This window comes from Deltaproteobacteria bacterium, assembly GCA_016219225.1.
GTDB lineage: Bacteria > Desulfobacterota > RBG-13-43-22 > RBG-13-43-22 > RBG-13-43-22 > RBG-13-43-22.
In genome coordinates, this window is record JACRBX010000006.1 from 1 (window position 1) to 20,087 (window position 20,087).

Annotated in this window: 23 protein-coding genes and 1 pseudogene; 22 read left to right on the forward strand and 2 right to left on the reverse strand. The window is 52.3% G+C overall.

The features are described from left to right. From HY879_00250 to HY879_00305, 12 genes and pseudogenes are all read left to right on the forward strand, one after another. Positions 1 to 201, forward strand: a 201-nt coding sequence (locus HY879_00250; protein MBI5601764.1) for a hypothetical protein, incomplete at its 5' end; no start/stop codon positions are given. Positions 202 to 326: 125 nt separating this feature from the next. Then, positions 327 to 767 carry a VOC family protein gene (locus HY879_00255; GenBank protein ID MBI5601765.1) on the forward strand — a complete coding sequence of 147 codons (441 nt, stop codon included), beginning with the start codon at positions 327 to 329 and terminating at the stop codon, positions 765 to 767. 5 nt (positions 768 to 772) lie between these two features. Next, positions 773 to 1,768: a nitroreductase family protein gene (locus tag HY879_00260; GenBank protein ID MBI5601766.1), complete on the forward strand. Its 996-nt coding sequence runs from the start codon at positions 773 to 775 to the stop codon at positions 1,766 to 1,768. A gap of 177 nt (positions 1,769 to 1,945) precedes the next feature. Beyond that, positions 1,946 to 3,196: pseudogene (locus HY879_00265) on the forward strand (acyl-CoA dehydrogenase family protein). A 72-nt stretch (positions 3,197 to 3,268) separates the two neighbouring features. Continuing rightward, on the forward strand, positions 3,269 to 4,102 hold the full coding sequence (locus HY879_00270; protein ID MBI5601767.1) for a 3-oxoacyl-ACP reductase FabG: 834 nt from the start codon (positions 3,269 to 3,271) through the stop codon (positions 4,100 to 4,102). 215 nt (positions 4,103 to 4,317) lie between these two features. Beyond that, a complete protein-coding gene (locus tag HY879_00275) occupies positions 4,318 to 5,511 on the forward strand; it encodes an ABC transporter substrate-binding protein (GenBank protein MBI5601768.1) in 1,194 nt (397 codons plus the stop codon). A 182-nt stretch (positions 5,512 to 5,693) separates the two neighbouring features. Next, positions 5,694 to 6,554 carry a branched-chain amino acid ABC transporter permease gene (locus tag HY879_00280; GenBank protein ID MBI5601769.1) on the forward strand — a complete coding sequence of 287 codons (861 nt, stop codon included), beginning with the start codon at positions 5,694 to 5,696 and terminating at the stop codon, positions 6,552 to 6,554. Positions 6,555 to 6,556: 2 nt separating this feature from the next. After that, positions 6,557 to 7,534 (forward strand): branched-chain amino acid ABC transporter permease, encoded by a 978-nt coding sequence (locus HY879_00285; GenBank protein ID MBI5601770.1) that lies wholly within the window; start codon positions 6,557 to 6,559, stop codon positions 7,532 to 7,534. Next, complete coding sequence (locus HY879_00290; protein ID MBI5601771.1) at positions 7,524 to 8,288, forward strand: ABC transporter ATP-binding protein; 765 nt, start codon at positions 7,524 to 7,526, stop codon at positions 8,286 to 8,288. The genes HY879_00285 and HY879_00290 overlap by 11 nt, the downstream gene beginning before the upstream one ends. Then, complete coding sequence (locus tag HY879_00295) at positions 8,281 to 8,985, forward strand: ABC transporter ATP-binding protein (protein MBI5601772.1); 705 nt, start codon at positions 8,281 to 8,283, stop codon at positions 8,983 to 8,985. The genes HY879_00290 and HY879_00295 overlap by 8 nt, the downstream gene beginning before the upstream one ends. Positions 8,986 to 9,036: 51 nt before the next feature. Beyond that, the gene (locus HY879_00300; protein ID MBI5601773.1) at positions 9,037 to 9,183 is read left to right on the forward strand and encodes a hypothetical protein; all 147 of its coding nucleotides are present in this window, start codon (positions 9,037 to 9,039) and stop codon (positions 9,181 to 9,183) included. A 43-nt stretch (positions 9,184 to 9,226) separates the two neighbouring features. Continuing rightward, the gene (locus tag HY879_00305) at positions 9,227 to 9,988 is read left to right on the forward strand and encodes an SDR family oxidoreductase (protein ID MBI5601774.1); all 762 of its coding nucleotides are present in this window, start codon (positions 9,227 to 9,229) and stop codon (positions 9,986 to 9,988) included. On the opposite strand, the gene HY879_00310 is transcribed toward HY879_00305, so the two are convergent. Further along, positions 9,932 to 10,315: a hypothetical protein gene (locus tag HY879_00310; GenBank protein ID MBI5601775.1), complete on the reverse strand. Its 384-nt coding sequence runs from the start codon at positions 10,313 to 10,315 to the stop codon at positions 9,932 to 9,934. The genes HY879_00305 and HY879_00310 overlap by 57 nt on opposite strands. Before the next feature lie 225 nt (positions 10,316 to 10,540). After that, positions 10,541 to 11,188 (reverse strand): GntR family transcriptional regulator, encoded by a 648-nt coding sequence (locus HY879_00315; GenBank protein MBI5601776.1) that lies wholly within the window; start codon positions 11,186 to 11,188, stop codon positions 10,541 to 10,543. A gap of 497 nt (positions 11,189 to 11,685) precedes the next feature. On the opposite strand from HY879_00315, the gene HY879_00320 reads away from it, so the two are divergent. The 10 genes from HY879_00320 to HY879_00365 all read left to right on the forward strand — a co-directional run. After that, a complete protein-coding gene (locus HY879_00320) occupies positions 11,686 to 12,831 on the forward strand; it encodes a metallo-dependent hydrolase (protein MBI5601777.1) in 1,146 nt (381 codons plus the stop codon). A 345-nt stretch (positions 12,832 to 13,176) separates the two neighbouring features. Further along, on the forward strand, positions 13,177 to 14,163 hold the full coding sequence (locus HY879_00325) for a DctP family TRAP transporter solute-binding subunit (GenBank protein MBI5601778.1): 987 nt from the start codon (positions 13,177 to 13,179) through the stop codon (positions 14,161 to 14,163). Between the two features lie 132 nt (positions 14,164 to 14,295). Then, positions 14,296 to 14,787 carry a TRAP transporter small permease gene (locus HY879_00330; GenBank protein ID MBI5601779.1) on the forward strand — a complete coding sequence of 164 codons (492 nt, stop codon included), beginning with the start codon at positions 14,296 to 14,298 and terminating at the stop codon, positions 14,785 to 14,787. Continuing rightward, entirely contained in the window at positions 14,784 to 16,061 is a 1,278-nt protein-coding gene (locus HY879_00335) for a TRAP transporter large permease (protein MBI5601780.1), read from the forward strand. Before HY879_00330 ends, HY879_00335 begins: the two co-directional genes overlap by 4 nt. A 234-nt stretch (positions 16,062 to 16,295) precedes the next feature. Then, a complete protein-coding gene (locus HY879_00340) occupies positions 16,296 to 16,988 on the forward strand; it encodes a hypothetical protein (GenBank protein MBI5601781.1) in 693 nt (230 codons plus the stop codon). Positions 16,989 to 17,006: 18 nt separating this feature from the next. Next, positions 17,007 to 17,390, forward strand: a complete 384-nt coding sequence (locus HY879_00345; protein ID MBI5601782.1) for a hypothetical protein — start codon at positions 17,007 to 17,009, stop codon at positions 17,388 to 17,390. 82 nt (positions 17,391 to 17,472) lie between these two features. Next, entirely contained in the window at positions 17,473 to 18,237 is a 765-nt protein-coding gene (locus HY879_00350) for a hypothetical protein (GenBank protein ID MBI5601783.1), read from the forward strand. 17 nt (positions 18,238 to 18,254) lie between these two features. Further along, positions 18,255 to 19,214 (forward strand): hydroxyacid dehydrogenase, encoded by a 960-nt coding sequence (locus tag HY879_00355; protein MBI5601784.1) that lies wholly within the window; start codon positions 18,255 to 18,257, stop codon positions 19,212 to 19,214. A gap of 23 nt (positions 19,215 to 19,237) precedes the next feature. Beyond that, on the forward strand, positions 19,238 to 19,792 hold the full coding sequence (locus HY879_00360; protein MBI5601785.1) for a 2-oxoacid:acceptor oxidoreductase family protein: 555 nt from the start codon (positions 19,238 to 19,240) through the stop codon (positions 19,790 to 19,792). Positions 19,793 to 19,841: 49 nt separating this feature from the next. After that, on the forward strand, positions 19,842 to 20,087 hold a 246-nt coding region (locus tag HY879_00365; GenBank protein MBI5601786.1), incomplete at its 3' end, for a hypothetical protein.

Consider the following 20,087-nt stretch of genomic DNA (forward strand, 5'->3'; position numbering starts at 1 on the left):
AGCGGCGGTCTTCTGGCCCTCGGGCATCCTTTGAGCGCCTCCGGTGTCCGCACGGTCTGCGAGGTGGTCCTCCACCTCAGAGGGCAGGCCGGGGAGCGTCAGACACCGAAGGCCAAGGTCGGTCTGGCCCAGATGTTAGGCGGCCTGGTGACTAATCTCGAACACGGGGCCGTAGCCGGTATTCATATATTGGCTCGATAGGATTAGAAATCGGCATTAGTAAACTATCATGTCCCATGGGGCGCCACAAATCATGAAAATGGTTTTCGCCGAACACCGAACACTGAACGACGAACGTTATTTTTGAATTATCTGAGGGGTGTGGGATGATTAAAAAATTTAATCATGTCGGGATCGCCGTTAAGGAACTGGAGAAGGCCATTGACTTCTTCGAAAAAACTTATGGCGCCAAACTCATCAAGCGGGACCGGTATGAAGATCAGCAGTTTGAAACGGCCCTGGTGGAGATCAATGCCATGCGTCTGGAATTGATCGCCGGTCTTTCTCCGGAAAGTTTTATCGCCCGTTTCATCAAAGACCGGGGAGAAGGGATTCACCATATGTCCCTGGAGGTTGAGCAGTTTGAAGAGGTCATTAAGGATTTGAAGGCCAAAGGGCTGAAGGTGCTGGGTGAAGCGGACAACGCTGATTTTAAGGCTTGCTTCATCCATCCTCAGGGGAACCTTGGGATCCTTACTGAAATCATAGAGCCTAAACGGGAGGACACGAAGGCCCCCACCGGCATACGAACATCAACAGGAGGATAAAGACTATGGAAGAACAGAAACAAACCTTTGAGGAACTGAAGCCGATGCTTCGGCCCACCGGTGTCGAACCGGGGGTGATGAAGGTCGATCCAGAGAAGTGCACCAGTTGCGGGCTGTGTATTGAAAACTGCCCCTTTAAGTGCATGGAAATGGACGAAGATGAACACCCGAAGATGAAGAGCCACTATGTATGCATTTCCTGCACCAACTGCATGGTCGCCTGTCCGGTGGATGCCCTGTCGGTGGAGCGCATCTACAACGTCAAGGGGGGATTCTTTGATACCCAAACGCCCCCGGTCAAGATGCCCCTTCCGCCCAAGGATGGAGAGGGAAAACCGGTCGAATGGAACCCGGTGGAACGATTAGTATTAGAAAGAAGGAGTGTCAGGCATTATAAAAAAGATCCGGTTCCCGATCCTCTGATACTCCGGGTGCTGGAGGCGGGACGTTTTGCTCCCAGCGGCGGCAATCATCAGCCCTGGAAATTTACCGTGGTGACCAATACGGAGATGATCGCCGAGTTGGAAACTGCCTGCCAGGCCTTCTGGGCCGGTGTGTATCCTGTGTTCGGAAATGATGAGGCTATTATGAACATGGTAGGGGTTGTGGAAACAGGGGTTTTCGATCCCAGGACCCAATACGGCATCCGATGCGTGGCCGTGAAAGAGTTACCCGTTTTCCTGGGGGCCCCGGCGGTCATCTTTTTGGGCGCCCATCCTAAATTGAACAATCCGGCCGTGGCCATCGGTATCTGCGGCCAGAATATGAATATCGTGGCCAATTCCCTCGGTCTGGGGGCCTGCTGGACCAATTTCGGAGGGGTGGCGGTCAATGCCATTCCCGAGCTGAAGTCCAAACTCGGGTTTGATGATCCCTGGGTCGTTCACACGGCCATGGTTCTGGGCTATCCGAAATTCAAACAATCCGGTATGGTGGCGCGTCACTACCGGCCCGTCACCTGGTTTCGTCCAGGGTCCAATGATCCGCAGGTGGAGGGATAGGGCCATTAAGATGCAAGATGCAAGTTTCAGGATGCAAGATTGAAGGCGCAAGGTGCAGGGTACAAGGTGCAAGGCTGGGTGGAGAAGAGCGCCACGAAACATGAAAATGTTTTTTCTACGGAACTCGAAACCCGAAACTCGTAACGCGAAACTCTATTTTTTGAAAGGAGCAGGACAATGGATTATTTCGATCTTAACATGAACCTATCCTCGGAGGATATCGCCCTGAGGGAAGCGGCCAGCAAGTTTGCCCGGGAAGTGATGCGGCCTATTTCCATTAAGCTCGATACCATGACCCCCGAGGAAGCCTTTGCCAAAGGATCCCCGTATTGGGATTTCATGCGTCAGGCCTACCAGCTCGGCTATCATAAGCTCCCCTTCCCGGAGGATTTCGGCGGTCCCGGTCTGAGCCCTCTGCAGATCCAGATCGTCATGGAAGAGCTGGCCTGGGGAAGTTTCGGCTTGACTCTGGCCTTGAATACCAGCCTGGATGCGGCCGTGGCCATGGCCGGAACTGAAGAACACATCAAAGAATTCACCATTCCCTATTGCCAGTGCACGGATGGAAGTTATGTGGGCTGCTGGGCCATCACTGAGCCGGACCATGGGTCGGACACGGTCATGGCCGGGTATCCCAGCTTCCGGGATCCGAACATTCCCGCCCAGTGCCGGGCCCGCTTAGACGGGGACGACTATGTGATCAACGGCCAGAAGGCGGCTTGGGTTTCGGCCGGACCCTTGGCCAACCATATCCTTTTGATGTGTCAGATCGACCCCTCGAAGGGGCATGCCGGCAGCGGCATTTTTATCTTTTCTCTGGATCGTCCCGGGGTCTCCCTGGGGAAACCCCTCAATAAGTTGGGTGCCCGGGATTTATGCCAGGGCGAGGTCTATTTCGATAATGTGCGGGTTCCTCGAAAATATTTAATCGTTGGACCGGAAAATTATGAGGCCGCCCTGGAGGCCCATTTGTGCCTGACCCTGCCCATGGTCGGTACCTGGGCTACCGGCTTGGCCCGGGCGGCCTTTGATGAAGCCCTGGCCTATGCCCGGGAACGGGTCCAGGGAGGTAAACGTCTCATTGAGCACTCCATCATTCAACTGAAGATCTTTGACATGTTTCGCAAGGTAGAGGCCAGCCGGCAGATCTGACGGGCGGCCTTTGTGTATAATTGGTCACAGCCGATCACACCAGAAAAAAGGGCCATCGAATATTCCATGGCGGCCAAGACCTTCGCCACCCAGGCCTCCCTGGATGTGACCAGCGACGCCATTCAGATTCTGGGAGGAAACGGGATTTCCAAAGAATATGTCGTGGAAAAGCTTTTCCGGGACGCCCGGACGACCCTTATCTGTGATGGCGCCAATGATACGCTTTCAGTGGCCGGCGGGTACAAGATCGCTAAGGTTTATCCCCGGAGGGGATGATAAAAGAATAGAGTTAAGAGTTCGGAGTTCGGAGAAACCTATTTTTATGCTTCGTGGGAAAGGAGGTGTTACATGAAACTGAAGGGCAGAGTCGCCCTGATTACTGGCGCCGGCAGCGGGTTTGGCAGGGAAATTGCCAGACTGATGGCGCAGGAAGGGGCAAAAATCGCAGTGAACGATGTCAATGTCCGGGCCATTGAAGAAACTCTGGAGATTATCCAGAAGACAGGATCGGAGGGATTGTCCCTGGAGGCCGATGTCAGTAATGTTGATCAGGTCAAAGCCATGTTTGAAAAAGTGGTTTCAAGGTGGGGAACGATCGACATACTGGTCAATAATGCCGGCATCGTCATGAAACCGGACTGGAAAGACTATGAAGACCTTCATAACAGTTCCATTCTTAAGGCCGTGGATGAGGTGATGAAGACCGGTAAGGTGCAGGAGTCCATGAAAATCACCTCCGCCTTTAAGGACGAATGGTGGCACACCACCATCAATATCAATCTCAATGGGACTTTCTATTGCACCCGCGAGGCCCTCAGGGTGATGGAAAAGAAAGGAAAGGGGAAAATTGTCAATATAGCCTCGATTGCCGGGGTCCAAGGTGAACCCAATATCCCTGCCTATTCTGCCTCTAAGGGCGGGATTGTCGCCTTTACCAAAGCCGTGGCCAGGGAGGTGATCGGTTCCGGAATTATGGTCAATGCCGTGGCTCCCGGATATTGTGATACCCCACTGATAAGCACCATTGATCCACAGCTTCTGCCGATCCTGAAAAGTCAAATACCCATAGGACGTCTGGGAACAGCCAATGAAGTAGCCAGCCTGGTTGTTTATTTAGCCACGGATGAAGCCGATTATATTGTGGGGCAGGTTATCGGGGTCAATGGGGGGATGGGGGTTTAGTTCGAAAATAAAGTTTCAAGTTGCAGGACGCAAGATTCAAGTGAGACAAACGACTCAGGGACCAGGGGCCAGGTGTCGGGGATCAGCGAAAGACTTTTTCATGCTTCGTTGTGCCACGCCCTGGCGTGGCATGTGAATTAGGTTAAAAAGCGTTGCGGGTTACGGGTTCAAAATTAATATAGTTAAAAAACCAAATTACCAAGGAGGATTATGCAATGAAGCGCACCGGATTGTTTTTAACTTTGGTTTTTATTTTTGCGGTTTTTGTGGTCTCAGGCCAACCCTGTTTTGCGGCCAAAACACTTAAGATCGGGGTCCTGGATTCCCTGACAGGCGTCATGGCTCCTGGCGAAGGGCTTATGCACCAGGGGGTGTTGATAGCCGCCGACTGGATTAATGACAAGGGGGGTATAACTATTAAGGGGGAGAACTATAAAATCGAATTAGTCTCCGAAGACACCAAGAGCTCCGGCGAGGGTATGATCGCCGCTGCCAATAAGGTGATCATGGAGCAGGACGTTAAATTCCTGGTCGGCGGGGTGATGACCGAAATGAATTTAGCCGCCAATTCAGTCACGGTTCCAGCCAAGGTAACCCATATCCGGCAATACATCTGCCTGGCTCCGGATGAATTAGGGCCTAATGCCCCCCAGGTATTCAGCCAGAACCCGGGCATCGTGGCCGGCATGCGGATCGCCTTCGCCCATCTGAAGGCGAAGTACCCCAAGGCTAAAACCATGTCTTTTATCTGGCCGGCCGACGGCGGCGAGCCTTACCGGCAGAAATATCTGAAGCTGCTGGCCGATGAATTCGGTTTCAAGGTGGTCTTTACCGGGGCCTTCCCGAACGACACCACGGACTTTAATCCTATCGTGACCAAGGCCCTGGAGGCCAAGGCGGACATCTTTTCTCCGATGGATGGCTGGCCCTATCATATCGGCTCCATCATTAAAGCCGCCCGGTCCAAGGGCTACAAGGGACCTCTCTTCAACGTTACCCCCAGCGCCTTGCCCGACATCATCGAAGCCGCCGGCGCCGGGCCGGAAGTGGAAGGTTTCTTTATCGTCAGTTGGTATATGCATGGTGAGGGGGTGCCGCCCATCATGAAAGAAATTACAAAAAGAGGCGTCGCCAAGTTTGGAAAGAACTTCCACTGGCATTCCTTCGGGTTCAATACGCTCTGGAGTCTGGTTCAGGCCATTGAGTCCGCTCAAAGCCTGGATCCGACCGTGGTAGCCAATCACTGGCGTACCATGAAAACCATTCAAACCGTGACCGGCCCCGGGATCATGGGCGGGCAGAAGACCTACGGGATCAACAACGTGGTCTGTCAACCTTTAGCCATTGTTCAGGTTGTTAAAGGTAAACCGGTAAACGTCAAGTGGGCCGGTAACAAGCACACACCGTAGTAGAGGCATTTACATTTTGGACGCAGATGAACGCAGATGACGCAGATTGCCAGGATTTAATTTGAAAAAAAGTTTCAAGTTTCAAGTTGCAGGTTGAGGGTTTTCGCTTTGAGCTTATTGTTTGAACCTGCGGGTATCGGCGAAAATCTGCGTCCAAATTTAATTCTTGCGGGGTAAGAGGCGTGGTTTCACAAATAGCAGGGCATCTGATCAATGTGATGATGATATCGTCCATCTATCTATTGGCGGCCTTGGGTTTTGCCCTTGTTTTCGGCGTCATGCGCATCATGAATTTCGCCCACGGCGCCATCTATATGGTCAGCGGTTATGTCTGCTACTATTTCTGGGTGATCCTGGGTTTGAATCCATGGGTGGCCCTGCCGCTGACCATGGTGGCCATGGCCATCATCGGTCTTTTCCTTGAGAAGTTTTGTTTCCGCCCTTTTCGAGGCGACTTTGAAAAAGCGACCGTCATGGCCATCATTCTGGTTATCGTTCTGAAGACCGGGGCCGATCTGACGGTCGGTCCTTTTACCAAGAGGTTGCCATCCATAGTCGAAGGCGTTATAACCATTGGGGATATCAACGTTAATACCGATAGACTGGTAATCCTGATTATCTGCGCCATCCTGTTGACGGCACTCTCTCTCTTTATTCAAAAGAGCAGGACCGGTCTGTCCATGCTGGCCATCGCTGAGGATCGGGAAGCGGCAGCCTTACAGGGGATCAATATTAACCGCATTTCCGCCCTGGCCTTTGTCATGGGTTGCAGCCTGGTCGGGTTGGCCGGGGGCGTCATGGGCTCTGTATCCGTCCTGCATGTCGGGGTGGCCGACATCATACTGATCCGAATCATTGCTGTGGTTATTCTGTCCGGGATTGGAACGATCGGCGGTATCTGGGCCGGAGGACTGGTTATGGGGGCCTTGGACGCCCTTTGCCCCTATTTCTTGCCGGCGGTCTATTCCGACTTAACCGGTTTTGGTTTAATCATCCTGATACTGGTCATCAGGCCCCAAGGTTTTTTCGGACATGAGGTGTGATCTTGTCTAAGAGTAAAATCCGCTCAGGGAAAAATCCCGTCAAGACTTTCTTCGGCCTGGGGACATTAATAGTCCTTTTACTGGCCCCCCTGTTTCTGAACAACTATCGGCTGCATCTGGCCAATCTCGTGTTGATCTATGTCCTGCTCACCAGCAGTCTGCGGACCATCTATATCTCGGGACAATTATCCCTCGGCCATGCCGCGTTCATGGGTATTGGGGCTTATACCTCGGCTATATTGGCCAAACACGCCGGCTGGACCCCCTGGGCAACCATACCGATCGGTGGTCTGTCGGCCATGGTAGCCGGCATTCTGATCGGTTTTCCTTTCTCAAGGTTAAGGGCCATCTATTTTTCCATGGCCAGTCTTTTTTTTGGGATTATGATAACCGCCCTTACCGGGGTTATCCCCGATCTCACCGGCTATCTTGGCGGAATGCCGGGGATTCCCCGCCTCTTTGGATTCTCCAAAATCCCTTATTACTATTTCTTTCTGGTTCTGACCCTGCTTTGCCTTCTTGTGATTTACCGGATTGAACACTCCCGAATCGGTATGACCCTTATGGGCGTCGCCCAATCTTACCTGGCAGCCTCGAGCCGGGGCATAAACGAGGCCGGAGCCAGGATACAAGCCCTGGGTATAGGCTGTTTTTTCGCCGGTCTGGCCGGTGCCGTCTATGCCCATTACAACACCTTTATCGCCCCGTCCAACTTTTCCATGCTGCCGAGTATCTTTTTAGTCGTTTATCTCTTGGCCGGCGGGACAGGCAGCTTCGCCGGACCTATTGTCGGGGCTTTCATTCTCTATCTTGTCCCCTACGTTATGGGGGGGCTCAAAGGATACACCCCCTTTTTTTTGGCCGGTCTGCTCGCTGTGGTTATCTTTTTAATACCGAAGGGCATCGTCAGTTTGCCGGAACAGATTTCTTCTTGGATTAAAAACAAACGCCAGCAGAAGGTGCCCGACCATGCTTCTTAAAATCCAGGGATTGACCAAGATATTTGGCGGACTGGTAGCTGTTCACCAGGTTGATATGGCGATCGAAGAGGGGCAGATCGTTGGCTTGATCGGTCCCAATGGGGCCGGAAAATCGACCATGATCAATTTGATCAGCGGTTTTCTCAGGCCCAGCGGTGGAAGTATTCTTTTTGACGGAAAGGATATAACCGGGAAGAAACCCCATCTGGTGGCCAGAATGGGAATAGGGCGCACCTTTCAGATCACCCCTTTCTTCGGCGAATTTACCACCCTTAAAAACATCGTGGCTTCCTTTTATCTGTCGGCCGACACCAGTTTATGGGGGTCCATATTGAACACGCGAGCCTATCGCCGGAAAGAAGAAAACATTTTAAACCAGGCCGAAGAAAATTTGCAGCTTGTCGGGTTAAGCGGAGTCCGGGATGAGCTCGCCAAGAACCTTTCCCATGGATACCAAAAAGTACTCGATCTGGCCGCCGCCCTGGCGGTTAAACCTAAATTACTGTTGCTGGATGAGCCCATCGGCGGGATGGACCCGGATGAAATCAGCCTGGCCCTGAAAGTGATTAATAAGATCCGCGCCCAGGGGACGACGATCCTTCTGGTGGAACATAATGTAGCCGTTGTGATGAGTCTCTGCGACCGGATTATCGTGGTCAATTACGGGGAGAAGATTGCCGAAGGCTCACCGGAAGAGGTGAGGAGAAATAAAGAGGTCATTCGCGCCTACTTTGGTGGTGAATATGCTGCTTAAGGTAAAAGGGATTACCGTCCATTATGACAAAGCCAAGGCCGTTGAAGCGGCCTCCCTGGAGATGGCTGAAGGGGATTTAATTTCCATCATCGGCAGTAACGGGGCCGGGAAGAGCACTATTTTGCGGGCCTTATCCGGGTTGAAATCGCTTACCTCCGGTGAAATCTGGTTCCGGGACAAACGGATCGACCGGATGGCTATTCACGAAATCGTAAAGCACGGCCTGGTCCAGGTTCCCGAAGGCCGGAGACTTTTTGCCCATCTGAGTGTCCTGGCCAATCTTAAGCTGGGAGCGGTTTTACGCCGGGAGTCGGCCGGCATAAAAAAAGATATGGAAGAAATATTTGGATATTTCCCCCGGTTAAAGGAAAGACTGTATCAAAAAGCCGGGACCTTGAGCGGCGGCGAACAACAGATGCTGGCCATCGGGCGGGGATTGATGGCCAAACCCAAACTGCTGTTATTGGATGAGCCTTCACTGGGATTAGCCCCTCTGGTGGTTGCTGAGCTGGGTTCGGTAATCGAACGCATTAATCAAAGCGGCATCAGCGTTATTCTGGTGGAACAGAATGTCCCCCTGGCCCTCCGTCTAGCCCGAAGAGGCTATGTATTACAGGTCGGCAAAGTCGTCCTGGAGGGAGATTGTGAAGTACTTAAAGGGAGTGAACACATCCAGAAAGCCTATTTGGGCAGTTAAATCGCCAGGGCTGCTTTTGTTGGGTTTTGTCAGGTTGAAAGGAGATGTTGCATGCCTCGTGGACTTTTAAACGAAGAACTGCAATACATGGTTAAGCAGATGGAAACCAGATGTCTGGACAGAAGTCAGCCGGAGCCAATGGCCGCCTGGAGGGCACTGATCGGCAATCCGATCCTGGATAATTGGCCACTCCCGTAGAGATGCAAATCGTCGTTTTGTGCGGGAGAGGGAGAAAAAAGTTATGCGTTTGGAAAACAAAGTTGCTTTAATAACCGGGGCAGGGGGCGGCATAGGCCGGGCCATAGCCGAACGTTTTGCCGAAGAAGGCGCCAAGGTGGTGGTCAATGATATCAGCGGCAGCACGGTTAAAGAAACCGCTGAAGGCATCAGAGCCAAGGGCGGGAGCGCCATCCCGATTCAGGGAGACACCAGCCGGGAGAGTGATGTGGAAAAGGCGGTAGCCCTGGCCGTCGATACTTACGGGGGCTTGGATATCCTGGTCAATAATGCCGGGATAGAGGTCTGGAAACTGGTCCATGAAATGACCGTAGAGGAATGGGAACGGGTGATGAGTGTCAACATGAGAGGGGTCTTCCTCATGTCCAAGCATGCCGTCCGCCAGATGATCGCCCAGGACCGGGGAGGGGCAATCGTCAATCTTTCTTCGGCCGGAGGTCTGGTCGGTCTTCCCCAGTTGGGGGTCTACTGCGCCTCGAAACACGGCGTTATCGGGTTGACCAAGACCATGGCCCTGGAGCTTCGGGCCCATAACATCAGGATCAATGCCATGTGTCCCTCTTTTATCGATACTGAAATGGTCAGCCGATCCTTTGACCTGCTTAGAAGCCAGGGAGTTCTTATCGATGATCTGCTGGTCCAGTTGTCTGGTCGCCTGGGCACTACCAGGGAGGTTGCTAATCTGGCTCTATTTTTAGCCAGCGATGAATCATCCTTTATAAACGGTGCGGCCGTGCCCATCGATAACGCCTGTACGGCTCAGTAGGGGGTTGCGTGAGCGAGTGAGATGAAAACACTCCGGCCCACCCCCCCCGGCGCCGCTCCCGGGACAGATCAAACTATACCCATCTGGATCATCAGATAGAATCGATGATCCAGGATAACAAACGGTCTGGCATATTAAAACCTTCCTGGGGATATTCCACTTCGGCAAAACTTCGACGTCTATCCCGAACCGGGTACCATAGGGATCAACGACCTCAGGAAGGCCAAAGGGGATGGAAATGGCTTTGAATTCTTCCTTTCGGCCCAAGGGATTCACCTCTTTTTTCCACTCGTTCACATATTCCCAATTCACTTTGTCTTTGCCCATCTTAACCTCCTTGAAAAACGGGAAATAGTCTTTAAGACATTATTTGTTTAACACGCCGAAGTCGCTGCGTAAATGCTAAGAGTATATGAGGGAATTATGAAAGGAAAACTAATATCGAAGGTGATTCATTCCTGGTTGCTTGTTGCTGGTTAAAACGAGTAACCAGAAACGAGTAATGAGTAACAGGAAAATTTCAAATATCTTTGGATAGATTTCAGTAAATATTCAAGTCCCTTGAATCTGTGAGAGGTATTTCAGATAGCGGTCCTTTGAACGGGTTAAGTGGGATTCTATCAGGCTTTCTATTTGCCCCATATCATGGTTACGAAGAGCTTTTAGGATTTTTTTGTGCATCAGGGCGGAATTCTGGGAGTATTTTTTTTCTTTCCAGAAATAGAAGGTGAATTGATAGGACCGGAGCCGCAGGTCTTCGGCTATTTTCACCAAAAAAGGGTTTCCGCAGAGGCCGATGAGGGTGAGATGGAATTCCTGGTCTTTGGCGATCATGGAAAGAAAATCATTGGCCTGCACCGCCAGAATAAACTGCTGATTGATAGCGCTTAACTTTTTAATTTCCTCCCGGCTGATCCGGGCGCAGCTTAGCTTGGCGGCCAGTTTCTCGTTCGGGATGCGTACCTGATAGAGGGCTTCGATGTCTTCCAGAGAGAAATCGTTCACGGTGGCCCCCTGATTGGGGATGAGGCGCAAAAATCCCAGGCTTTCCAGCTTGCGCAAGGCTTCGCGGATCGGGGTCCGGCTGGTATTAAACTGGGCCGCCAGGGAACGCTCCATGAGACGCTCCCTGGGCTTGAATATCCCCTGCATAATCGCCAGTTTCAGTTCTTCGAAGATATCTTTTTTCTTTAAGGGCATAGCCGTTTTTCCTTTTCTCCTTCAGTACGAAAATAGATCCAGGGATCGGGGGTCAGTTGAAGTGGAGGTTGCATCAGCTTGAAAACCTGGGCCCCTGTACCTTGAACCTTGGACCTTTTGGAGTCTGTACGCTTCTCTGTGTATCTGTTACGTCCCGATTCATGGAATCGATTATTTCAATAAATGTTTTTACCTTAACCAACAATCTTCATTCCGTCAAGTGAAAGGTTGCCGGGAAAAGTTCCAAACCCGCACGGGTTGCCTCCGGAAGACGGTTTGGGGGGTAAGGGTTTGGCAAATTTTTTAACAATGAAATTATATGGTTGCGTTTTAAAGAAGGGGTTTGCGGAATAAATCGGGCCAGGCCAGAATATTTTTCTTGACAAAAGAACATAAATTGTGTTCCATTTGGTTCAACCAAATGGTATACCAAAAACGGTTGCCCTTCCGGCAGGGTGGCCCCAAAGATTCATCTGAATGCCTTTGAGGAGTTGCCATTGAAACCTCTCGACCTGCTCATTAAGAACGGAACCCTCGTCGACCCGGCCCGCAAACTTAAGCTGAAAGGGGATGTGGGCATACGGGACGGAGAAATCGTGGAGAGCCGGACCTCTGAACTTCAGGCCGCTTATATGATCGACGCGGAGGGGTGTCTGGTCCTGCCGGGTTTAATCGACTTCCATGCCCATGTCTTTTCGCCGGGAACCGAATTCGGCCTTCGGGCCGATTCCGCCTTCTTACCCCAGGGGGTGACGACCGTGGTCGATGCCGGCAGCGCCGGTTTTGGAAACTACGAAAGCTTTGTCCGAACCGCTGTGGCCTTTAACCAGATGCGCATCTTCAGCCTGGTCAACGTTTCGGTGACCGGCCAAATGACGCTGCGCTTCGACGAAAATGTCCATCCCCGATATTTTGACCTTAAAGCCCTGAAAACCTTGTTTGCCGGATATCCCGGCCAATTAATCGGCTTGAAAATCCGCCAGGGTAAAGATATTGTTAGGGATCTGGGATTGGAACCCTTACAGGCCACCTTGAAGATGGCCGAAGAGATCGGTTGTCCGGTGGTGGTCCATGTGAGCGACCCTCCTTGTCCCCAGGGGGAGATAGCCGCCTTACTGCGCCGGGGGGATGTTTTCTGCCATGTCTTCCACGGACGGGGGCCGACTATTATCGATCCGGATGGTCGGGTTTCGCCTGAAATCAAGGCCGCCAGAAATCGGGGGGTCCTCTTTGACGCAGCCAATGGCAAGCTGAATTTTTCTTTGGCCGTGGCCCGGGCGGCCATCGAAGAGGGATTCCTTCCCGATATGATCAGCACCGATTTGACGACCCTGACCCTTTATTCGGATTACGCCTTCGGACTACCCTATGTGATGTCCAAGTATCTCGGCCTTGGCCTCGATCTTATGGATGTGGTGGCGGCCTGCACGGCAACACCGGCTGCCTTCTTGGGAAAAGAGGGGAATATAGGGACCCTGGCCCCGGGGGCCTTAGCGGATATTGCAATTTTCAGATTAAGTAAACGGAAAACGCAGTTCATCGATCACCGCGGGGAAGGATTCCCCGGTGAGGTTTTGCTGATTCCCCAGATGACAGTTCTGGGTGGGCGGATTGTGTACCGCCAAATTGATTTTGGGACTTAATGCTGGATGCTGGATTTTGAATTTTTAGACAGGATTAACGGGATTTACATGTTTTGCTCAGGTTCCATAGGACCCTGAGCAACTTCCATCCTCCGTCGGAGGAAGAAAGATTCCTGTCCGCTGGACGATTTAGTTTGTGCCTTTCTTCCGGAAAGGCACAAAAATCACGATAATCCGGTAAATCCTGTCTAATAAAGTATTTTTTACAATAAGCTAAACTGATAACGATATTTTGGTTTTATCCGGAATCCAGTATCGTCCGGCCAGAGGCGGTTGATATCGAGTTTACAAAAATTTGATATGAATTTTAAGAGAGGTAACATAAGAATCTAAAGGAGGATCGAGATGAAAAGAATTTTTGTGATCAGTCTTGCCCTATTAACACTGTTCGTGCTGGCCGGCCCGGCCTCGGCCCAGTACAAGGCCACTATGAAACTCGCCACCATAACCCCTTCGGACCACCCCACCACCGTGGGAGGACAGAAGTTCGCCGACCTGATCAAGGAGAGAACCAACGGGCGCATTGTCATCAAGGTTTATCCGGCCATGCAATTAGGCAAAGGCGCCCGGGAAATATTCGAGGGTGTCCAGCAGGGATCGATTGAGTTACTGGTAACGGCCAGCGGGCCCATGGGTGGATTCGTCCCGTCCATAAACATTACCTCCTTGCCCTTTCTTTTTCGGGATTACCATCACGCGGACGTGGTCCTGGACGGCCCTATCGGCCGCAAGCTGTTAGACGACTTTGAAAAGGCCAATGTCAAGGGCCTGTCCTTTTGTGAAACCGGATTCCGAAACCTGACCAATTCCAAGCACCCGGTTAAAAATATCGAAGACGCCAAAGGACTCAAGATAAGGGTTATGGAAAACAAGATCGATCTGGAGGCCTGGAAGGCTGCAGGGGTAAACCCGACACCCATGGCTTGGGGCGAAGTCTTCACCGCCCTGCAGCAGAAGGTCATCGACGGCCAGGAAAACCCCATCGCGGTTATTCACAGTACTAAATTGTGGGACGCCGGTCAGAAGTATTTTTCCCTCACCGCCCACTCCTATTCCCCGGCTCCACTCATCATGTGCAAAAAAACCTTTGAGTCCATGCCCAAGGAGGACCAGAATCTGTTCCTGAAGACCGCCCTGGACGCGGCCAAGTATCAACGGAAATATCAACGCGATACCGAAGAGGCCAAGCTCAAGGAAATAGCCGCCAAAGGGGTCACCGTAACGCGTGACGTGGACCGGGAGGCCTTCCGGAAGGCCATGGCCCCGGTCTATGATAAGTTCAGCAGCCAATTTCCCAAGGCCGATATCGACGCCATCAGAAACACTAAATAGGGCTTATCCGGAAATGATTTTTCCCTGAAAGCTGTCAGCGATCAGCCGGCAGCTTTCGGGAAAATCCTTGAAAAAAATGCCATGGCTGACCGCTAAAGGCTGAGATCCGTCCGCAAAGAAGGAGGTGCCGGGGTGCATGCACTGAAAGGGTTCAACGATTTCCTGTTAAGGATCGGAAGCTGGGGGACGATCCTCTTTATGGCCCTTCTGGCCATCGTCATCCCTTATGAGGTAATCGGGCGCTATGTGTTTCAGAAGATGAGCACCTGGTCGGGCGAGGTGTCTACCTATTCCCTGGTATGGGCCTCCATGCTCGGAGGGGCGGTGGGTCTGAAGAAGGGTTACCAGGTCAAGATGACCACTGTGGTGGAGGCCTTGCCACCCGTTGTGGCCAAGGTTTTGATGGTGGTGGCCTATTGTTTTACCCTGTTTTTTTTCGGGATCATGTTTTATTACGGGCTCTACCAGACCATCTATAATGCCAGGCAGCTTTCTCCGGCCATCGAGCTGGTGATGAGTATACCTTATGCGGCGCTCCCGGCCGGCTTCCTGCTTATGTTCTTTTTCACCCTGGAGGAATTTCTGTTATTCCTCGGCCTGGGTGCGGAAGGAGAAGGCCGATGATCCTATTCGTCTCCGTATTTGTTATTCTGTTATGTATCTCCGCACCCATTACGGTGGCTCTGGGCGGTTGCGCCCTGGTTTATGCCCTGATCGGCGGCACCGTCTCGATCACCACGCTTATTCAAAACATCTTCGGAGGGCTGGCCACCTTTCCCCTTCTGGCCGTCCCGCTGTTCATGCTGGCCGGAAACCTCATGAAGGAGGGAGGGCTGACCCCGGACCTGGTAAACTTCGCCCGTTTGCTGCTCGGGCATATTCGCGGGGGACTGGGACTGGCTACGGTTCTGGCTTGTGCCATCTTTGCGGCCATTTCCGGGGCGGCCGTGGCCACGGCCGTAGCCATCGGCGTGGTCATGATCCCGGCCATGAAGAACGCCGGGTATGATGATAGCGTAGCGGCCGGTCTGACCTGCACTGCGGCCTGCCTGGGACCCATCATCCCGCCCAGCATCGTTTTAATCGTCTATGGGGTCATTGCCAATGTTTCCATTGCCGAGCTCTTCCTGGCCGGTGTTTTCCCCGGCCTCCTGCTGGCCGCCGCCTTGATGGTCTATATCTATTTTGTTGCTAAAAGGAATAACTACCCCCGGGATCCGAAAAAATCGCTGAAGGAAATTTTAGTGGGGGGATTCAAGGCCCTGCCGGCCCTGTTCATGCCGGTGCTGATTATGGGCGGCATCCTGAGCGGCATGTTTACCCCGACTGAGGCGGCCGGTGTCTCCGTAGTCTATGCGGTCATCATGGGGGCCTTTTACTATCGCCAACTGACCTTTAAAAGCCTGCCCAAGGTGCTTTTGGCCTCCGGCCTGGAATCGGGTATGGTGATGCTGCTTATCTCCATTTCTGAACCTTTCGCCTGGTTTGTGGCAGTGGACCAGATTCCCCAGTTGCTGATCCAGTGGATTTCGACGGTGACCACCTCGCCTTATATGGTCCTGCTGATGACGAATATCTTTCTTATTCTGTTGGGTATCCCCCTGGAGGTCGGTCCGGCCCTGGTCATTGTGACTCCGGTACTGGCCCCGATTGCCGCCATGGTGGGGATTGATCCGGTCCACATGGGCATCGTCATCTGCCTGAACCTCGTTTTAGGCCTGATCACGCCGCCGGTCGGAGCGGTCCTGTTTGCGGTTTGCGGCATGGCCAACATGTCCCTGGAGCGCCTGAGCAAAGGGGTCTGGCCGCCATTTCTGGTGGCTCTGGTGGTTTTGGGCATCATAACTTATTGGCCCTGGTTGAGTACCTTTCTGCCCAGGGTGCTGTTGGGGCATTGATGGGGAAATAAAGTCCGGGGATCTGGGATCGGGGGTCGGGGATCTGGGATCGGGGATCAGTTAGAGAATAAAGTTGCAAGTCACAAGTTTCAAGTTGCAAGTATGAAAAACAGAAGCCGGCGTCGGGGATCAGGGGCCTGCGAAAGATTTATTTACGATACGTCTTGGTCCTAACCCCGACCCCTGATCCCTGGACCCTGTACCTTGGACAGATTTATCAGGAAGGAATCGGGCATGATTATTAAAAATTGCGAAGTGATCCCTTTTGTCATCCCCCTTAAAAAGCCGCTCAAGTGGGCGGCGGGCTATATGACCGAGGTGGATTGGTTATTGCTGAAGATTGAAGGGGAAGATGGAACCTATGGCGTGGCCGAGGCCATTCCCAGGCCGATGATTTACGGTGAGACCCAGGAATCCCTATATTTTGCCCTTAAAAAACATCTCGCCCCGCTGATTATCGGCGAAGATTCCTTCGCCCTGGAGAGGATCTGGGAAAAGATGGGGGCCCTGGCCTGGAATCCGGCGGCCAAATCAGCCATTGATGTGGCCCTGCACGATTTGAACGGTAAATTGCTCCAAGTGCCCATCTATAAGATGCTGGGCGGGCCCTACCGGGATAAAGTCGATCTTTGTTGGATGATCGGGCTAAAATCCAACGAAGAAATGATTAATGAAATGATACGAAAGGTCGAAGAGGGTTTTAAGGCTTTTAAAGTAAAAGGCGGAATAGATCCTGAAAACGATATCAAAGTGCTGAGGCTTATGCATCAAAAAGTTCCCCGGGAGGTAAAAATTTATGTGGATGCGAACCAATGCTATGACAAAGAAACCGCCTATCGGGTTCTCAAAGCCCTGGAGAATGTCCTGGACAGTGTGGAAGAACCGATGCCGGTCTATGATGATGCCGGCCGGAAAGAATTGTCGTAAAAAGTGAGTGTGCCTCTTATGGGCGATGACAGCGTGTTTACTGTTGCCGACGTCTATCGCCAGATTCAATTGGGTGCCCTTAAACGGATCAGCATCAAGGTGCCCCGGACGGGATTTTATCTGGCCGGCAAGATGGTCCACCTGGCCGAAGCGGCCAATATGAAGATGCAGATTTGTACCCAATCCGAGACCACCCTGGGCACCGCCGCCTGCCTGCACCTGGCGGCCGCTTATAAGCAGATCAATCTGCCCAATGAGATGACGGCCTATCTGGATGTCTGCGACAGCCTGATTAAAAATGAACTGGTCATAACCAACGGCGCCATGGAACTCTTAACCGGTCCGGGATTGGGAGTGGAGGTCGACTGGGATAAAGTCGAAAAGTATGCGGTGGCTATTTAATGCAAAATAAAGTTTCAAGATGCCAGTTTCATTTACGGAAAATCTCCGAATAAACATTCAGGAATTCTAATGAGGTGTTTGAATGATCACAAATCCATTAAAAGAAAAACTGGCCCGGGGCGCGGCCGTCGGGACCATTGTGAATTTTTATGCCCCGTCGCTGGTTGAAATCATCGGCTATTGCGGATTGGATTTTATCGTCATCGATGACGAACATGGGGCCTTCAGTTACCCCCAGATGGAAGAATTAATCCGCATCGCCGAGTTGACCGGGGTGACGCCCCTGGTGCGTATTTCCTACGACAAGGCGGCTATTCAGAAGGCGCTGGATCGGGGGGCCAGAGGGATCCATGTCCCGGTGGTCAATACCAAAGCCGATGCCGAAGCCGCGGTCCGAAAGGCCAAGTTCCCTCCCCTCGGAACCAGAGGGGCGGCCTATTCCGTGCGGGCCGCCCATTTCGGCGAATATAAGGGCAAGGCCTATCTGGACTCTGCAGACGATAATACGCTTATTATCGTGCATATTGAAACACCGGAAGGGGTGGCCCATTTCGAAGAGATAGTCAGCGTGCCCGGCGTGGATGTGGCCTTTATCGGCCCTACGGATCTGTCGGTTTCCCTGGGCTATAAGGCCGAAGGCCCGAATCATCCGGAAGTCAAAAAGGTTATCGGGGAGCTGTTCCGCAAAGGGCTCGACAAAGGGGTTATCATGGGATTTTTTGCAGGAGGCGCCGAAGAGATCGCCCAATGCGCCGGACAAGGTGCCCGGTATATCGCCACCATGTCCTCCGGCCTGATCGCCGCCAAATTCAAGGAAATAGCCAAGGCCGGACAAAATCTTCAATAAAATCGGAAAGGACAATTATGGCTTATACCATACTCATTCCACAGGATATCGCAGCGGAAGGCAAAGCCTACCTGCAGGAGCGGGGTTACCGGATCAAAATGGGCTCAGGAACCACAGTCCAGGCCATTAAAAAAGACGTCGTCGATTGTGAGGCCATTGTGGCCCGAACGGCCCCTTATCCGGCCGAGGTACTGGAGGCCGCTCCGAAATTAAAGGTCATCAGCCGGTGCGGTGTGGGGGTCGATAACATCGATCTGAAAGCGGCGGAACGTCTCGGCATCTGGGTGACTAATGCCCCGGAGTCCAATGCCCGGACCGTGGCCGAAGCGGCCCTGGGGTTCATCATCATGCTCGGCCGTCAGATGACCTGCTGCGAGCGGGAATTCCGCCGGGGCAACTTTGAAATCCGCAACCAGTTCCGGGGCATGGACCTGGGGGGAAAGGTCCTGGGCATCGTCGGTTGCGGCAGGATCGGCCGGCAGGTGGCCAGGATGGCCCGTCTGGCCCTGGAAATGAAGGTGTTGGCCTACGATCCATATCTCTCTAAGGACCAGGCTCCTGAAGGGGTGGAGATGGTGGACGACTGGGCGGCGATTTTTTCCCGGCCGGATTTTGTCTCCCTGCATTTGCCATCGGTCGGCCGGCCGCTGGTGGGTCTGAAGGAATTTTCTCTTATGAAGCCCTCGGCTTACTTTCTGAACCTGGCCCGGGGGGATGTTGTCTTTGAAGCAGAACTGATCGAAGCCCTGCAAAAAAAGACGATTGCCGGGGCGGCCCTCGACGTCTTCGACAAAGAACCGCCGGACCGGGATAATCCCTTGTTTGGGATGGAAAATGTTATTGTTACACCCCACAACACCGGACTGACCACGGAGTGCGCTATGCGGATGGCTATGGATGCGGCCAGCGGTGTTGAGGAAATCCTTAGCGGTAAAAGCCCGAGATGGCCGGTGAATAAACCGGCTTCGCCTCGATAATGGTTAGTGTTTAAGGATCGAAGATGATTGAGATTCGGATTCATGGACGAGGCGGCCAGGGGGCGGTCATCGCTTCAAAAATATTAGCCCAGGCGGCCATGCTGGATGGGCGATTCAGTCAATCTTTTCCGGCCTTCGGAGGAGAACGACGAGGGGCGCCGGTTGTGGCCTATGTAAGGATTGATGACCAGAGGATTCGGATGCGCTACCAGATTTATAAACCCGATTGTATCGTTGTATTGGATCCCAAATTATTCAAGATGGTCGATCTTACGGCGGGGTTAAAAGAAGGTTCGACTATAGTAGTTAATTCAAGTCCGAATCCTTTGTCTGTAGAGGATCAACACTATAAATGGTTTTTTGTCGATGCTTCGTCCATCAGCAGAAAATATGAGCTGGGACCTAAAACGGCTCCTATCGTCAATACCTCTATTCTGGGCGCCGTAATCCAGGCAACGGAAGTCGTCAAACTGGATTCTTTGCTGGCAGCCATCAAAGAAAGTGTCCCTTCGAAACAGGAAGAGAATATGGAGGCAGCAAAACAAGCCTATACCCAGGTGGTCGGCATGAGAACTTGAGGGGAAAATCCAAATCAAAAATATTTGCAGATACGGAGCTCAAGAATCTATGACGGGTAAAGATAAAAGCAGGTTCCTTAGCGGCAGTTTTGATGGATTTCCTGAAATACCCCTGTCCACCGGTCTGGTAACCAAAAACCAGACCGGGGATTGGCGGGATTCCGTTCCTGGGTTCAGGGATAAAACCAGTCCCTGCAATCACGGCTGTCCGGCAGGAGTAGATGTCAGAGGCTTTATCGCTCTGGTCAACGAAGGGGAGTATGAGAAAGGCTTAGGGTTGATCAGACAATCCAGC

Coding starts and splice junctions, on each gene's coding strand:
- HY879_00270 (MBI5601767.1), top strand. CDS start 3,269: ATGAAACTGAAGGGCAGAGTCGCCCTGATTACTGGCGCCGGCAGCGGG.
- HY879_00300 (MBI5601773.1), top strand. CDS start 9,037: ATGCCTCGTGGACTTTTAAACGAAGAACTGCAATACATGGTTAAGCAG.
- HY879_00350 (MBI5601783.1), top strand. CDS start 17,473: ATGATCACAAATCCATTAAAAGAAAAACTGGCCCGGGGCGCGGCCGTC.
- HY879_00360 (MBI5601785.1), top strand. CDS start 19,238: ATGATTGAGATTCGGATTCATGGACGAGGCGGCCAGGGGGCGGTCATC.
- HY879_00325 (MBI5601778.1), top strand. CDS start 13,177: ATGAAAAGAATTTTTGTGATCAGTCTTGCCCTATTAACACTGTTCGTG.
- HY879_00335 (MBI5601780.1), top strand. CDS start 14,784: ATGATCCTATTCGTCTCCGTATTTGTTATTCTGTTATGTATCTCCGCA.
- HY879_00255 (MBI5601765.1), top strand. CDS start 327: ATGATTAAAAAATTTAATCATGTCGGGATCGCCGTTAAGGAACTGGAG.
- HY879_00290 (MBI5601771.1), top strand. CDS start 7,524: ATGCTTCTTAAAATCCAGGGATTGACCAAGATATTTGGCGGACTGGTA.
- HY879_00355 (MBI5601784.1), top strand. CDS start 18,255: ATGGCTTATACCATACTCATTCCACAGGATATCGCAGCGGAAGGCAAA.
- HY879_00260 (MBI5601766.1), top strand. CDS start 773: ATGGAAGAACAGAAACAAACCTTTGAGGAACTGAAGCCGATGCTTCGG.
- HY879_00340 (MBI5601781.1), top strand. CDS start 16,296: ATGATTATTAAAAATTGCGAAGTGATCCCTTTTGTCATCCCCCTTAAA.
- HY879_00315 (MBI5601776.1), bottom strand. CDS start 11,188: ATGCCCTTAAAGAAAAAAGATATCTTCGAAGAACTGAAACTGGCGATT.
- HY879_00345 (MBI5601782.1), top strand. CDS start 17,007: ATGGGCGATGACAGCGTGTTTACTGTTGCCGACGTCTATCGCCAGATT.
- HY879_00275 (MBI5601768.1), top strand. CDS start 4,318: ATGAAGCGCACCGGATTGTTTTTAACTTTGGTTTTTATTTTTGCGGTT.
- HY879_00310 (MBI5601775.1), bottom strand. CDS start 10,315: ATGGGCAAAGACAAAGTGAATTGGGAATATGTGAACGAGTGGAAAAAA.
- HY879_00305 (MBI5601774.1), top strand. CDS start 9,227: ATGCGTTTGGAAAACAAAGTTGCTTTAATAACCGGGGCAGGGGGCGGC.